The sequence below is a fragment of the Endozoicomonas sp. 2B-B genome (assembly GCF_053470045.1).
This window is the reverse complement of record NZ_JBLZMU010000001.1, coordinates 5,654,469-5,668,064: the sequence shown is the minus strand read 5'-3', so window position 1 is coordinate 5,668,064 and position 13,596 is coordinate 5,654,469. Positions and strand designations below refer to the sequence as shown.

Genomic DNA, 13,596 nt, shown 5'->3' with positions numbered 1-13,596 from the left:
ATTTCTGCTGCTGGAAATAAAAATTCTTGAAGCCCGAAAGCCAGCAGTATAATTCTCTAATATACCTGTATTTTGTGGCTGATAGATAGCCCCCGAACTTGTGGGAAGCTGGTCATGATCATGACGTGACAGCTTCCCGGACCCAATAAAATAAACAGTGGAGTGAAAAATGAGCATCACGCTGAAGCAGCTGGTGAAGATTCTCGAAGATGAACTGCAACCGGGGCTGTTCAAAGATTACTGCCCTAATGGTCTTCAGGTCGAAGGAAGTGAACAGATTAAACGTCTTGTGACCGGTGTGACGGCTTGTCAGGCCCTGATTGATAAGGCCGTTGAGCTCAGAGCCGACGCTATTCTGGTTCACCACGGCTACTTCTGGAAGGGTGAAGATTCTGCTATTGTCGGCATGAAGAAGCGCCGGATTGAAACACTTCTCAAGCACAACATCAGTTTGATCGGCTATCACCTGCCGCTGGATGGGCATCAGGAGCTGGGTAACAATGCTCAGCTAGCCAGACTCCTCGGCTGGAAGACAGAAGGTGGCATGGAGCCGGGAAAAGCTCGCTCGGTAGGCAGTTGGGGAAGGCCTGAGACACCTGTTTCTCTGGAAGTTCTGGGCAAGCAGATTGAAGAAAAACTGGGTCGTAAACCCCTGCTGATTGTGGGCGGTGACCATGAGATTAAAACTCTGGCCTGGTGTACTGGTGCGGCCCAGCGCATGATTGATCTGGCCCTGGATCTGAAGGTAGATGCTTTTGTGAGTGGTGAAATCTCCGAGTCCACAGTCCACTTTGCTCGCGAAAATGGCATTCACTACATCAGCGCCGGACACCACGCTACTGAGCGCTACGGTGTCAGGGCTTTAGGTGAATGGCTGGAAGAACAGCAAGGTGTTGAACATACCTTTGTCGATATTGACTCTCCTGTCTGAGCTTTTGATCAAACAGGCAGACCGATAGTTTATGGCGTTTCAGGGTTAATATAATGTTATGAATTATTGGTATAATTTTTTTGTTTTATATTCCATTGATGCTGCTAGTATTCGAACTAAGAACAACTCTTAGCCAGCTTCGGGTTTAGCATTCATGTCTGACATAGCCACTCAGGAGAGCACTAAAGAACGTGCTATCGAGCTTTCTGGAGAGCGCCTCAACCATTTGAAGCAGCTCGAAGCAGAAAGCATCCAGATTATCAGGGAAGTTGCTGCCGAGTTTGATAACCCGGTTATGCTCTATTCCATTGGCAAAGATTCAGCGGTAATGCTGCATCTTGCCATGAAAGCCTTTTATCCGGGTAAACCGCCTTTTCCGCTCATGCATGTGGACACCACATGGAAATTCAAGGAAATGATTCAGTTCCGTGACCAGTTGGTCGATGACCTGGGTCTTGAGTTGATTGTGCATATCAATCAGGACGGCGTAGAGCAGGGCGTTGGCCCTTTTTCCCACGGCAGCGCGAAACATACTGATATCATGAAAACCCAGGCCTTGAAACAGGCTCTGGACAAACACGGTTTTGATGCTGCATTCGGTGGCGCTCGTCGTGATGAAGAAAAGTCACGGGCGAAAGAGCGGGTTTACTCTTTCCGTGACAGGCACCACCGCTGGGATCCCAAGAACCAGCGGCCGGAACTCTGGAATATCTACAACAGTGAGGTAGAAAAAGGCGAAAGCATTCGGGTCTTCCCTCTGTCCAACTGGACTGAGCTGGATATCTGGCAGTATATCTATCGCGAAAATATTCCTATTGTTCCTCTCTATCTTTCTAAAGAACGCCCGGTGGTAGAACGTGATGGCAACCTGATTATGGTTGACGATGAACGTATGCCTCTGGAACCAGGCGAGAAACCAGTGATGCGGAAAGTGCGCTTCCGAACTCTGGGCTGCTACCCATTGACGGGAGCCGTTGAGTCAGAAGCTGACACTCTGCCTGATGTTATTCAGGAAATGCTGCTCACCAAAACCTCTGAACGTCAGGGGCGGGTCATTGATCACGACAGTGCCGGATCAATGGAGAAGAAAAAACAAGAGGGGTATTTCTAATGTCTCATCAGTCTGATCTGATTGCTTCGGATATTCAGGAATATCTCCGCAGGCACGAGCAGAAAGAGATTCTGCGTTTCCTGACCTGTGGCAGTGTCGACGACGGTAAAAGCACCCTGATTGGTCGGCTTTTACATGACACCAGCATGATCTACGAAGATCAGCTGGCCTCTGTTGAGAACGACAGCAAACGTGTAGGAACCCAGGGCGAAAAAGTTGATCTGGCTTTGCTGGTGGACGGTTTGCAGGCTGAGCGGGAGCAGGGCATTACTATTGATGTGGCCTATCGCTACTTCTCTACAGAAAACCGGAAGTACATCATTGCTGATACTCCGGGTCACGAACAATACACCCGAAATATGGCCACCGGAGCTTCCACCTGTGATCTGGCCATTATTCTGGTAGATGCCCGCCAGGGGGTGCTGACACAAACTCGTCGTCATACCTACATTGCCAGCCTGCTGGGTATCAAACACCTGGTAGTAGCGATCAACAAGATGGATCTGGTGGGTTTCAGTCAGGCACGTTTTGAGGAAATTCGTAATCAGTACCTGGACTTCTCGGAATCACTGAACCTGGGGGACGTTCGTTTTGTTCCTGTATCGGCTCTGGACGGAGACAACGTTGTTCATCGCAGTGACAAGGCTGACTGGTATACCGGGCAGACTCTGATGGAAGTAATGGAAAGTGTTGAGGTGGCTAATGACCGTAACCTTGATGACTTCCGTCTTCCGGTTCAATATGTGAGCCGACCCGACCTCGATTTTCGGGGGTATGCAGGCACTATCGCTTCCGGTGTGGTTAAGCCCGGCGACAGAGTAAAGGTATTACCCTCCGGACTGGAAAGTTCTGTGGCGCGAGTGGTGACCTACGACGGCGATCTGGAAAAAGGTTTTGCGGGTCAGGCTGTAACTCTGACGCTGGAAGACGAGATCGATATCAGTCGCGGTGATATGCTGGTGCATGCCCGGGATGATATTTCGGTCTCTTCGCACCTGAATGCCAGTGTTGTCTGGATGGCAGAGCAGGTCATGAAGCCTGGGCGCCAGTACCTGATCAAATTTGCCACCACCAAAGTAGCGGGAAGTTTCACAGCCATTAATCACAGGGTGGATATCAATACCCTGGAACAACAGGAGGCCGATCAACTGGCTCTGAATGAGATAGGCTCCTGCCAGCTGGTGCTGACACAACCTGTTGTTTTTGATCGTTATGAGGATAACCGTCAAACCGGTGCTTTTATTGTTATTGATCGCTTGAGCAATGCGACCATTGCCGCAGGCATGGTTGAATCTGCTGCAAACGAGGGTGCTACCGCAGAGACGGTTCTGGCCAGCGACAGGGCGAATCGACTGGGTCAGGGCGCCGCTCTGGTTATGGTTGATGGCTCTGAAGGTTATCTGCAGAAAGTAGAGCGTCATTTGTTTGATGGTGGGCTTTTACCGGTCGTCGTTGATCATCAGGACCAACACTGGGTTCAGAAAACAGAAGCCCTGCTTCAGGCGGGACTGGTTGTTCTGGTGGCCAGGACTGAACTGAAAGACCTGCAGGTTGAAGTTTTACACAGCATTAATGAGTCAGACAGTCTGTCGGCTCTCGTCAATTCTCTGTCTTTGTAGCTGAGACGGGCTATCGCAGTTGTCCGGTTGCGATAGCCCTTTTTCCTTCCCTCCGGGACACTGTCTGATCATTTATCATTCTTTCTGTAGGCACGCCAAGTAAGGTTGAGAGCTGAAATACGTACAAATGCTGGTACAGAGTCTCGACACCCTGATTCAATATTGCAACTCTTCTACAATGGGGAATTGGCACCTTATTCAGCCTGAGATATGTTTGGAGGTTGAATCGGGACTGCTTCCCTCAGAGTCTGACTGTGAAGAGAGCAGCAACTGCCTGTTCCGGCCAGCCCCTCATATTCTTAGTTTTCTGGAGCCGAAATGAAAGCCAACTTTTATGCTGGACTGCGTGAGCAGCTGGAAGACCTTAAAAAAGAAGGTTTGTACAAAAGCGAGCGAGTGATTACCTCGCAGCAGCAGGCTGATATTACTGTTGATACTGGCGAAGAAGTGATTAATTTTTGTGCTAACAATTATCTCGGGTTGGCCAATTCCCCTGAGCTGATAGACGCAGGCAGGCAGGCGCTGGATAAATATGGCTACGGTATGGCTTCCGTACGTTTTATCTGTGGAACCCAGGATGTTCACAAAGAGCTGGAAAAGCGTATTTCCGAGTTCCTGAGCATGAATGACACTATCCTGTATTCCTCCTGTTTTGACGCTAATGCCGGCTTGTTTGAAACCCTGTTGGGCCCTGAAGACGCTATCATCAGTGACTCTCTGAATCATGCCAGCATCATTGATGGTATACGTTTGTGCAAGGCGAAGCGCTTCCGCTATGCCAACAACGACATGGCAGATCTGGAAGCCAAACTGAAAGAAGCTGCAGAAGCAGGCGCCCGTTACAAGCTGATCGCAACGGACGGTGTATTCTCCATGGATGGCGTGATTGCCAACCTCAAAGGTGTCTGCGATCTGGCGGACAAGTACGATGCCATGGTCATGGTAGATGACTGTCATGCCGCAGGTTTTGTCGGTGAGAATGGCCGTGGTACCCACGAACACTGCGGTGTAATGGATCGTGTTGACATTATTACCGGTACTCTTGGCAAAGCTTTGGGTGGTGCTTCCGGTGGTTATACCTCTGCCCGCAGCCCGGAAGTCATCGACTGGCTGCGCAACCGCTCCCGTCCTTACCTGTTCTCCAACACCCTGAGTCCAACCATTGCCAGCGCTTCTATCAAGGTGCTGGATATGCTGGAATCGGGCGGTGAGCTGCGTGAGAAGCTGCGCCACAACTCGAATTACTTTCGCACCGAGATGGAAAAGCTGGGCTTTACCCTGGCGGGTAATGGCCATGCGATCATTCCCGTCATGCTCGGCGATGCTTCTTTGGCGGCCGAGTTTGCGGAACGAATGCTGAACGAGGGAATCTATGTAGTAGGATTCTCTTTCCCTGTTGTTCCAAGGGGCGCAGCCCGAATTCGTACCCAGATGTCAGCTGCTCATAACCAGGAACATATGGATAAAGTTATTGCAGCCTTTGCTAAAGTGGGCCGTGAGCTGGGCGTTATCTCCTGAAGGACCTGCGGAGCTGAGTGAATAGGAAGCTGACATGAAAACCCTGGCAAAACTGAAAGCGGAAAAAGGCATCTGGCTGGCCGACAAGCCCAGGCCGGAACCTGGCTACAACGATGTTCTGATCAAGATTCGCAAAACAGCGATCTGTGGAACCGACATGCACATCTATAACTGGGATGAGTGGTCACAAAAAACCATTCCTGTTGGAATGCATGTAGGACACGAGTTTATTGGTGATATTGTGGAAATGGGCGAAGGCGTGCGCGGCTTTGAAATAGGTCAGCGTGTGTCCGGTGAAGGTCATATTACCTGTGGCCACTGCCGTAACTGCCGTGCCGGCCGTCGCCACCTTTGTAATTTCACGGTTGGTGTGGGTGTCAATCGGGAAGGAGCTTTCGCAGAGTACCTCTGTATACCAGCGACCAATGCTTTCCCGATTCCCGATGACATCAGTGATGATCTGGCCTCCATCTTCGATCCCTTTGGCAATGCTGTACACACTGCTCTGTCGTTTGATCTGGTGGGTGAAGATGTATTGATCACCGGTGCCGGTCCTATCGGCATTATGGCGGTTGCAATCTGCAGGCATGTCGGTGCTCGTAATGTTGTCATTACTGACGTCAACGAATACCGTCTGGATCTGGCCCGTAAAATGGGAGCTACCTGTGCTGTTAACGTTGCCACTGAAGATCTGCAAGAGGTCATGGCAAAACTGGGGATGGTAGAAGGCTTTGACGTAGGTCTGGAGATGTCTGGTAACGGTCGTGCTTTCCAACAGATGCTGGAAAACATGAACTACGGTGGCAAGGTATCCCTGCTGGGTATTCCTTCCAGCGATACCACTATTGATTGGAATCAGGTGATCTTCAAGGGTCTGGTCATCAAGGGTATTTATGGCCGTGAGATGTACGAAACCTGGTATAAAATGACCAGTATGCTCCAGTCCGGTCTGGATATTTCCCCGGTGATTACTCATCGGATGCCGGTGGATGATTTCCAGAAAGGTTTTGAAATCATGGGGTCCGGCCAGTCTGGCAAAGTGATTCTTGATTGGAGTTGACCATCTCTAACATCGACCTGTCCAAGCGATAATAGGGCTTAAATCTGGTTCCCATTCTTCGGTGGGTGTCTTAAAAGCTCTTCATAAAAGCTCTGGTTCTCATGCATCAGCGTGGGAACCTGTGGATTATGGTTTTCCATGAAAGAGTTTCTTTCACTGAAGCTGAGAGTTCTGTAAAAGAAAATGTGGAGCCGAAAGGCTCCACGATCAGAAGTTAATGCTTAACCAAAGTCACCCGCGATATAGTCACGGGTCTTCTGATTTTCAGCTTTGTTGAAGATCTTGCCGGTTTTATCAAACTCAACCAGCTCACCCAGATACATAAAGCCGGTGTAATCAGAGATACGCATGGCCTGTTGCATGTTGTGAGTCACGATCACAATGGTGTACTTCTGACGCAGTTCAGTAATCAGTTCTTCAATGGCGCTGGTGGCCAGTGGATCGAGAGCCGACGTGGGTTCGTCCATCAGGATGACTTCCGGCTCCAGGGCAATGGTGCGGGCGATGCACAGACGCTGCTGCTGACCACCGGACAGGCTGCTGGCATCGGCATTCAGCTTGTCCTTCACTTCTTTCCACAGATGGGCTCGCTTCAGGGCCTTTCTGGCACGAATAGCCATTTCCGGCTTGCTCAGTCCACCTTTCATCTTCAGACCGAAGGTGATGTTGTCGTAAATGGACATAGGGAAAGGCGTAGGCTTCTGGAAAACCATACCGACTTTGGAGCGCAATTCATTCAGATCCACACCACGTTGCAGGATATTTTCGTTATCCAGCAGAATCTCACCTTCAGCCGACTGACTGCCATACAGGTCGAAGATGCGATTCATGGTGCGCAGCAGGGTGGATTTACCACAGCCGGAAGGACCAATCAGAGCCGTTACCTTGTTGTTGTAAATCGGCATGTTGATGTTCTTCAGGGCTGGTTCAGAACCTTTGCTGTAAAAGAAACTGAGGTCTTTTACTTCCATTCTGGGTTGCAGAATATCATCGGCCAGACCGGATTCTGTCTTGATTTGACTCAGGCTTTCTGTAGCCGCAGGAGCAGTAGCAATGTTCATGTTCATTTGGCTGCCTTTCGAGCTTTGATCCAACGCGGTAAAGCAGTGGACAGAATATTGATAATCAGAATAAATACGGTTATCAGCAGTGCGCCGGCCCAGGCCAGTTGATTCCAGGATTCAAAAGGGCTCATGGCATACTGATAAATGGTCACCGGCAGGTTAGCCATAGGCTTGTCCAGATCGGTGCTCATGAAGTTACTGTTGAGGGCGGTAAACAACAGGGGGGCTGTTTCACCGGTAATCCGCGCTACAGACAACAGAATACCGGTAATAATACCGGGGCCGGCTGCCCGATAGCACAGCTGGGTAATGACTCGCCAGCGCGGAGCGCCCAGTCCGCTACCTGCTTCTTTCAAGGTGGTGGGAACCAGACGCAGCATTTCTTCTGTGGTGCTGACGATAATGGGCAGTGCCAGAATAGCCAGTGCAATGGCACCTGCCCAACCAGAAAAGGAGCCGGTGGTGACCACCACAACCTTGTAGACAAACAGGCCGACCAGAATAGAAGGTGCGCTCATCAACATACCGTTGAGAAAGCGCAGTGCTTCAGCAATTTTTGAACTCTTGTCGGATTCAGACAGCCAGGTACCAGCCAATACACCCAGAGGTGCGGCGATCAGAATACCAAGAGCGGTCAGAATCAAACTGCCAACAATGGCGTTTTTCAGGCCACCGTGGCTACCGGGTCCGGGAGTGAGTTCGGTGAAGACATGCAGACCCATGCCGGAAATACCTTTTCCGACCAGGCTGTACAGTACGCTGGCCAGAACCACCAGGCCAAACAGTGCACAGAAGGTACAGAAGCCGATGAAAGCGTAGTTCTTGAGTTTCCTGACTGGCATTATCGCTTCCTCAACAGCAGACGGGCAGTACCCATCACAATAAAGGTCAGTACAAACAGTACCAGGCCCAGACTGATCAGAGCCGAGATGTGCATCTCATTAGTCGCTTCGTTGAACTGCTGCGCAATCGTAGAAGAAATAGAGCTCGCAGGCATGAACAGTGAAGTCTCTATACGGTTGGCGCCGCCTATTACAAAGGCAACTGCCATGGTTTCTCCCAGGGCACGACCCAGGCCGAGGATTCCGGCACCCACTGCGGCATTCTTGATACTTGGCAGCAGCACTCGGGTAATGACTTCATAGGGCGTAGCGCCAACACCGTATGCTGCTTCTCTGACCACATTGGGAATGGTTTTCAGGGCGTCACGAGTTAAAGCCGTAATAATGGGCAAAATCATGAACGACAGAATGATGCCCGCCGTTAGCAGACCTATACCGATGGGGGGACCGTCAAACCAGTGGCCAATCAGAGGCAGGCCAACCAGGTTTTCCAGTGCCCAGAATTGGAAGCCTTCTGAGAACCAGGGTGCGAAGACAAAAAGACCCCACATACCGTAAATAATACTGGGTACAGCGGCCAGCAGCTCAATGGCCATGCTCACGGGGCGACTGATCCAGTCGGGGGCCAGCTCGGCCAGGAAGATCGCCGTGCCCAGACCGACAGGAATGGCAATAATAATGGCGATAAGCGAAGAAACCAGGGTGCCGTAAATAGCAGAAGCGGCACCAAACTCACTGTTTACCGGGTCCCAGACATTACGAAATACAAAGCCGGGGCCAAACTCGGAGAGAGCCAGCCAACCGCCGTCAATCAGGGAAAGGATAATCCCGATCAACACCAGAAAAATCAGAATGGCGCTGGTGAAGCTCAGTCTGTAGAAGATTGAGTCACCCTTTATAGCGCTGGGCATCGCAGTTAAAAGCATAAGCTACAACAAGACAGCTGACCAGCGCTATGCTGATCAGCTGTCGTTCGTTTCCTGTTTAAGAAAGGCTAGAATAACCGGTTACTTGATAATGGTTTGTCCGTTGCTGGTCAAGTCTTCTTTCCAGACATTCTCTACCATGTTAACTACGCTTTCCGGCATTGGGATGTAGTCCAGACCTTCTGCAAGTTCGCCGCCTTTCTCGTAGCTCCACTCGAAGAAGTCGATGATTTGCTCAGCTTTCTCGGCGTCAGCCTGATCTTTATGCATCAGGATGAAGGTCGCTGCTGTCATAGGCCAGGAGTCAGCACCAGGCTGGTTGTTCAGCAGCAATTCGAAGCCCGGAGCATTCTCCCAGTCGGCATTGGCAGCGGCAGCCTGGAAGGTTTCCATGCTTGGCTTCAGGAACTTGCCATCAGCACTGGCCAGCTGGGTGTAGGTCAGATCGTTTTGTTTTGCAAAGGCATATTCTACATAACCGATAGCACCACGGGTACGGCCCACGAAGTTGGCGACACCAGCGTTACCGTTACCACCGATAGTGGTAGCTGCTTTTGGCCAGGTGATGTCGGTGTTTCTGCCGATATTCTCACTCCACTCCGAGCTGATCTGGCTCAGGTAATCGGTGAAGTTGTAGGTGGTACCGGAACCATCGGAACGATGGACGACATAGATAGCCTGGGCAGGAATCTCAAGATCCGGGTTCAGAGCAGTGATGCGCTCGTCATTCCACTTCTTGATTTTACCCAGGTAGATGTCTGCCAGGACTTCACCGGTCAGCTTCAGAGCACCGGACTCAATGCCAGGCACGTTGATCACTGGAACAATAGCACCCATCACCATTGGGAACTGGATCATCTCTTCTTTATCCAGTCGCTCTTCATTCAGAGGTGCGTCGCTGGCGCCAAAGTCGACGGTCTTGGCAGTGATCTGACGGATACCACCGCCGGAACCGATGGCCTGGTAGTTGATGCGAATACCGGTTTCTTTCTGGTATTCCTCAGCCCATTTGGCATAGATCGGATGTGGGAAACTGGCTCCCGCACCGTTGATAACTTCTGTCTTGGCAGATGCAGAGAAGGACGCTGCAGCCAACATGGAGGACATTACAATAGACTTCAGAAACTTCACTTCTATTCTCCCCGAGAAACTCGCTTGGAGTGTACTTGCGTTTACAAAGAAAAATCTTTTGCCGTGCCTTAATCTGTCAGTGGGTTGTGCAAAATATTTTTCTGTTACCTCAAAATTTGATGGGTGCAAGGATAGGGGGGGAATATTTCAGTAATGTTACAGGTTTGTTTGGATTTTATGAAAATGACAGTTTTTGACTCCAGGGTGTCTGTCCTGTCTTTTTGGCATTCCGGTATCTCATAACTTGCAGGCTTAAAGGTTGGATGTTTCGGTGTTAAAAGCCCTACCCATACCCAGTGGACTTGGTGATATGGTCAGGCGGAAAACGAGCATAGCCCTTTGAGCCAGGAAAAAAAAGACACCCATGGAGTAACCCATGGAGAAGAAGCAAAAAAAGACATCCATAAATTTGCTTCCCCATCCACCTGGTCTACTTTTTCACCCATCACTGATTTTTTACCCAGACAGGTGAGTTCATGGCTCAGGCCCGCAATACTCTGATTGACCCCGGCTTAACGCCTTATTACCACTGCATGGCAAGATGTGTTCGTCAGGCTTACCTCTGTGGAGAGAACCACCTGACTGGCAAGAATTACGAGCATCGCCGCCAATGGGTGGTGGATAAACTTCAGGAACTCGTTTCAGTCTTTGCTATCGAAGTTTGCGCTTACGCTGTCATGTCGAATCATTATCATGTGGTTTTGCATATCAATCAGTCATCTGCCAGGAGCTGGTCACGGAATGAAGTGCTGCATCGTTGGACGACCTTGTTCAGAGGTCCACTTCTGGTGCAAAGGCATCTGGCCGCTGACAAAAAATTGGGCAGCGCTGAATTGGCCCGTATTGATGAATATGCTGAGGAATACCGGCGTCGTTTAGCGGATATCAGCTGGTTTATGCGCTGCCTGAATGAACATCTTGCTCGTGAGGCCAACAAAGAAGACGAGTGTAAAGGACGCTTCTGGGAAGGACGCTTTAAAAGCCAGGCATTGCTGGACGAAGCAGCGTTACTGACCTGCATGACCTACGTTGACTTGAATCCGATTCGGGCTGGAAAGGCAGAAACACCGGAAGAGTCGAACTACACGTCGATTCAGGAACGGGTGGAGCAGGTTACACATTCTGAGACTAAAAAACAGCCGCTGACCCTGAAACCTTTCTGTTTGCAGGGACAGGAAACGGACGTTGCCCTTCCCTACCTTCTTCACGACTATCTGGAACTGGTTGACTGGAGCGGTCGCATTGTCAGAACAGATAAGAAAGGTTCCATCCCGTCGTGCACCCCTCCGATTCTTCAAAGGTTGGACATTGATCCGGATGAGTGGCTGAAAACCATGCAATGGAATAATCGTTTTTATCGGGCAGTTGGCCGTCTGAAGGCGATGAAGGCTTATGCACTTGAAGCCGGACAGAAGTGGCTTCGAGGTTTAAACGCCTGCAGTCGTTTGTACCTGACAGGTTAGCGTAGAAGTCAGTTAAGACGTCAAAGACCCTCTCTTTATCTCTTCGACTTATGTCGGAATGAATTTGCATTGTCTGAATTATGGCTTGAACAGCCTCTGTTCGTTGGATGGCGATGTGTGGCTCAATGATACGCTACTTGAAGATAGATTTTCTGATCCTTTTTGGGAATACAGTTTTTGAAGGTCTTGTTTTTATTTTTATGGGTGTCTTATTTTTTTTTTGAAGGTCTTGTTTTTATTTTTATGGGTGTCTTATTTTTTTATGGGTGTCTTATTTTTTTATTTTTTTATCGGGATAGAACTGAGACCGGACAACAAGTGGCTGGCCTCAATGGCAACATCCAGACCTGCTTTTTCTATGGGTCTTCATAGCCTATAAATATATGTGCTAAGGAAGCTCACATAAGGCTCACTGATAGCAATGTGGCTTTTTTAACGAATACAGGTGAAAGTATGGCTATAACATGTGTCTTAAAGACACTTTTGTTTTCAATGTTTTTGTTTTTTTATCAGCAGGGGCTTGCAAACGACACCTATCGTCTTGAAAAATTTCGTAACTATCAAATGAAAAACTGGAAACCCCTTTCAAAAGAGCAACAAAACTGCAGAGATCAATCCGACATAAGCCCACTTGAAAATATTCGTATTGGCTTTGTCAGGCTTAACTTAGAATCTGATGACCTATCCGGAGATGAGCGACTGGAAACCTGTGAAACTTACGAAGTTGATGAGCAAGACTTTAATCGTATGACCAACTTTTATTTTAATTATGTGAACACGGGTAATCCTGAATTTCGAAAAAATCGCATTCAAAGAGTATTGAGACTCATACATCGTATATTCGCTATTAATATAAACAGGTTCAATAGTCAAAGCCGCTTAGAGAAAGGGGTGGTCTATACAACGGCAAGAAGCCTTTTTGATCAACTGTTTTTGTCTGTCAACATAAATGGCAGAAGTAATCCCTATTTCAATTATTTTCATTTAGTTCAGGGGGAAAAACAGTGCAATTATGTTGGGGTTAATAACGGTCTGGTCCTGATGTTTCTTGCTTTTCTTGCACCCAACTTTCTTTCCAGGGATCGACTTTATACCTACTTTTGTATCTTGGCTGACATATACACCGGAGAAAGCTGCGATCAAGCATTCGACCGTGCATTGCTTTGTGAAAATATCAATGCATATGATTGTCCGCAGTCGCTTTCAAGTCAATTGAAAGCAGCCGAATTGGACGCAGGAATAGCGCTTCTGATCGGTTTAACTGCAATGGCATCAGCGGCTTTCCAGCGCATTGATTCAGGACTGGAGTCAGGGGAGACACTGGAAAACTTGTTGATAAGATGCTTGCCCTACGAGCTTCTGCCGATTATCTACAGTAATGCAGCCAGGCATTGTCGCCCGGGACGCTCATGCCCTGTACCTGCGTTTATGCATACCGTGAATGGCATGCAAGAATTTATATCCAGTATTATGGGTATTAACCTCACACCTTTAACGGAGGCATCATCGTTCGAAAGTCTGAAATTTCTAATGGATTATATTGAGCTTTCAGATAGTGAAGGCTCAGATAGTTTAGGTTCATACAATGAGTTTGCTCTTGAGGAGTCGGATTCTGAGGATCAGGATCAGTCAGTAGTCGTTCGGCAACAAAATGAACTGATAGGTCAATTACGACAGGAATTGGCAAACCAATCAGCAACGGAAGAAGTGGGTGCTGTCGGAGGCGCTTTAGCAGGAACTAAAAAATGTCCAATTTGTACCGACCCATTAACAGACATTACAGTGTTAAATCGTTGTGGACATGCCGGTTTTTGCAAGACTTGTGCTGAGCGGCTTATAAATGAGCAGAGAGAATGTCCCTATTGTCGGGAAATACCCTTGTCATACATGAAGGTTATCGATATGTCTTTGCCCTGAATGTGTGCCAAGGA

11 protein-coding genes are annotated in these 13,596 nt (G+C 48.9%); 7 read left to right on the top strand and 4 right to left on the bottom strand.

Annotated elements, in window-relative coordinates:
- Positions 1-169 precede the first annotated feature (169 nt).
- From ACOMHB_RS20960 to tdh, 5 genes are all read left to right on the top strand, one after another.
- The gene (locus ACOMHB_RS20960; protein ID WP_448218070.1) at positions 170-931 is read left to right on the top strand and encodes a Nif3-like dinuclear metal center hexameric protein; all 762 of its coding nucleotides are present in this window, start codon (positions 170-172) and stop codon (positions 929-931) included.
- Between the two features lie 154 nt (positions 932-1,085).
- Positions 1,086-2,042 carry a sulfate adenylyltransferase subunit CysD gene (cysD, locus tag ACOMHB_RS20955; RefSeq protein WP_448218069.1) on the top strand — a complete coding sequence of 319 codons (957 nt, stop codon included), beginning with the start codon at positions 1,086-1,088 and terminating at the stop codon, positions 2,040-2,042.
- Positions 2,042-3,661: a sulfate adenylyltransferase subunit CysN gene (cysN, locus tag ACOMHB_RS20950; RefSeq protein ID WP_448218068.1), complete on the top strand. Its 1,620-nt coding sequence runs from the start codon at positions 2,042-2,044 to the stop codon at positions 3,659-3,661. The genes cysD and cysN overlap by 1 nt, the downstream gene beginning before the upstream one ends.
- 318 nt (positions 3,662-3,979) lie before the next feature.
- Entirely contained in the window at positions 3,980-5,179 is a 1,200-nt protein-coding gene (locus tag ACOMHB_RS20945) for a glycine C-acetyltransferase (protein WP_448218067.1), read from the top strand.
- 34 nt (positions 5,180-5,213) lie between these two features.
- Positions 5,214-6,239 (top strand): L-threonine 3-dehydrogenase, encoded by a 1,026-nt coding sequence (gene tdh / locus ACOMHB_RS20940; RefSeq protein WP_422135049.1) that lies wholly within the window; start codon positions 5,214-5,216, stop codon positions 6,237-6,239.
- 221 nt (positions 6,240-6,460) lie between these two features.
- Here tdh and pstB read toward each other — a convergent pair whose 3' ends face one another.
- From pstB to pstS, 4 genes are all read right to left on the bottom strand, one after another.
- Positions 6,461-7,306, bottom strand: coding sequence for a phosphate ABC transporter ATP-binding protein PstB (pstB, locus tag ACOMHB_RS20935; RefSeq protein WP_448218066.1), 846 nt, complete (start codon positions 7,304-7,306; stop codon positions 6,461-6,463).
- On the bottom strand, positions 7,303-8,145 hold the full coding sequence (gene pstA, locus ACOMHB_RS20930; RefSeq protein ID WP_448218065.1) for a phosphate ABC transporter permease PstA: 843 nt from the start codon (positions 8,143-8,145) through the stop codon (positions 7,303-7,305). The genes pstB and pstA overlap by 4 nt, the downstream gene beginning before the upstream one ends.
- Entirely contained in the window at positions 8,145-9,071 is a 927-nt protein-coding gene (gene pstC, locus ACOMHB_RS20925; RefSeq protein ID WP_422135047.1) for a phosphate ABC transporter permease subunit PstC, read from the bottom strand. The genes pstA and pstC overlap by 1 nt, the downstream gene beginning before the upstream one ends.
- A gap of 81 nt (positions 9,072-9,152) precedes the next feature.
- The gene (gene pstS, locus ACOMHB_RS20920) at positions 9,153-10,202 is read right to left on the bottom strand and encodes a phosphate ABC transporter substrate-binding protein PstS (RefSeq protein WP_422135046.1); all 1,050 of its coding nucleotides are present in this window, start codon (positions 10,200-10,202) and stop codon (positions 9,153-9,155) included.
- A 476-nt stretch (positions 10,203-10,678) separates the two neighbouring features.
- Here pstS and ACOMHB_RS20915 point away from each other — a divergent pair, with 476 nt between their 5' ends.
- Together ACOMHB_RS20915 and ACOMHB_RS20910 are read left to right on the top strand one after the other, a co-directional pair.
- Positions 10,679-11,665, top strand: coding sequence for a transposase (locus ACOMHB_RS20915; protein WP_448218064.1), 987 nt, complete (start codon positions 10,679-10,681; stop codon positions 11,663-11,665).
- Positions 11,666-12,088: 423 nt separating this feature from the next.
- Positions 12,089-13,582: an RING finger protein gene (locus tag ACOMHB_RS20910; RefSeq protein WP_448218063.1), complete on the top strand. Its 1,494-nt coding sequence runs from the start codon at positions 12,089-12,091 to the stop codon at positions 13,580-13,582.
- Positions 13,583-13,596 lie beyond the last annotated feature (14 nt).

What these genes read in the sequence shown, in the direction of transcription:
- pstA (WP_448218065.1), bottom strand. Translation starts at nt 8,145, where the DNA reads ATGCCAGTCAGGAAACTCAAGAACTACGCTTTCATCGGCTTCTGTACC.
- pstB (WP_448218066.1), bottom strand. Translation starts at nt 7,306, where the DNA reads ATGAACATGAACATTGCTACTGCTCCTGCGGCTACAGAAAGCCTGAGT.
- ACOMHB_RS20960 (WP_448218070.1), top strand. Translation starts at nt 170, where the DNA reads ATGAGCATCACGCTGAAGCAGCTGGTGAAGATTCTCGAAGATGAACTG.
- pstC (WP_422135047.1), bottom strand. Translation starts at nt 9,071, where the DNA reads ATGCTTTTAACTGCGATGCCCAGCGCTATAAAGGGTGACTCAATCTTC.
- cysD (WP_448218069.1), top strand. Translation starts at nt 1,086, where the DNA reads ATGTCTGACATAGCCACTCAGGAGAGCACTAAAGAACGTGCTATCGAG.
- ACOMHB_RS20915 (WP_448218064.1), top strand. Translation starts at nt 10,679, where the DNA reads ATGGCTCAGGCCCGCAATACTCTGATTGACCCCGGCTTAACGCCTTAT.
- cysN (WP_448218068.1), top strand. Translation starts at nt 2,042, where the DNA reads ATGTCTCATCAGTCTGATCTGATTGCTTCGGATATTCAGGAATATCTC.
- ACOMHB_RS20945 (WP_448218067.1), top strand. Translation starts at nt 3,980, where the DNA reads ATGAAAGCCAACTTTTATGCTGGACTGCGTGAGCAGCTGGAAGACCTT.
- tdh (WP_422135049.1), top strand. Translation starts at nt 5,214, where the DNA reads ATGAAAACCCTGGCAAAACTGAAAGCGGAAAAAGGCATCTGGCTGGCC.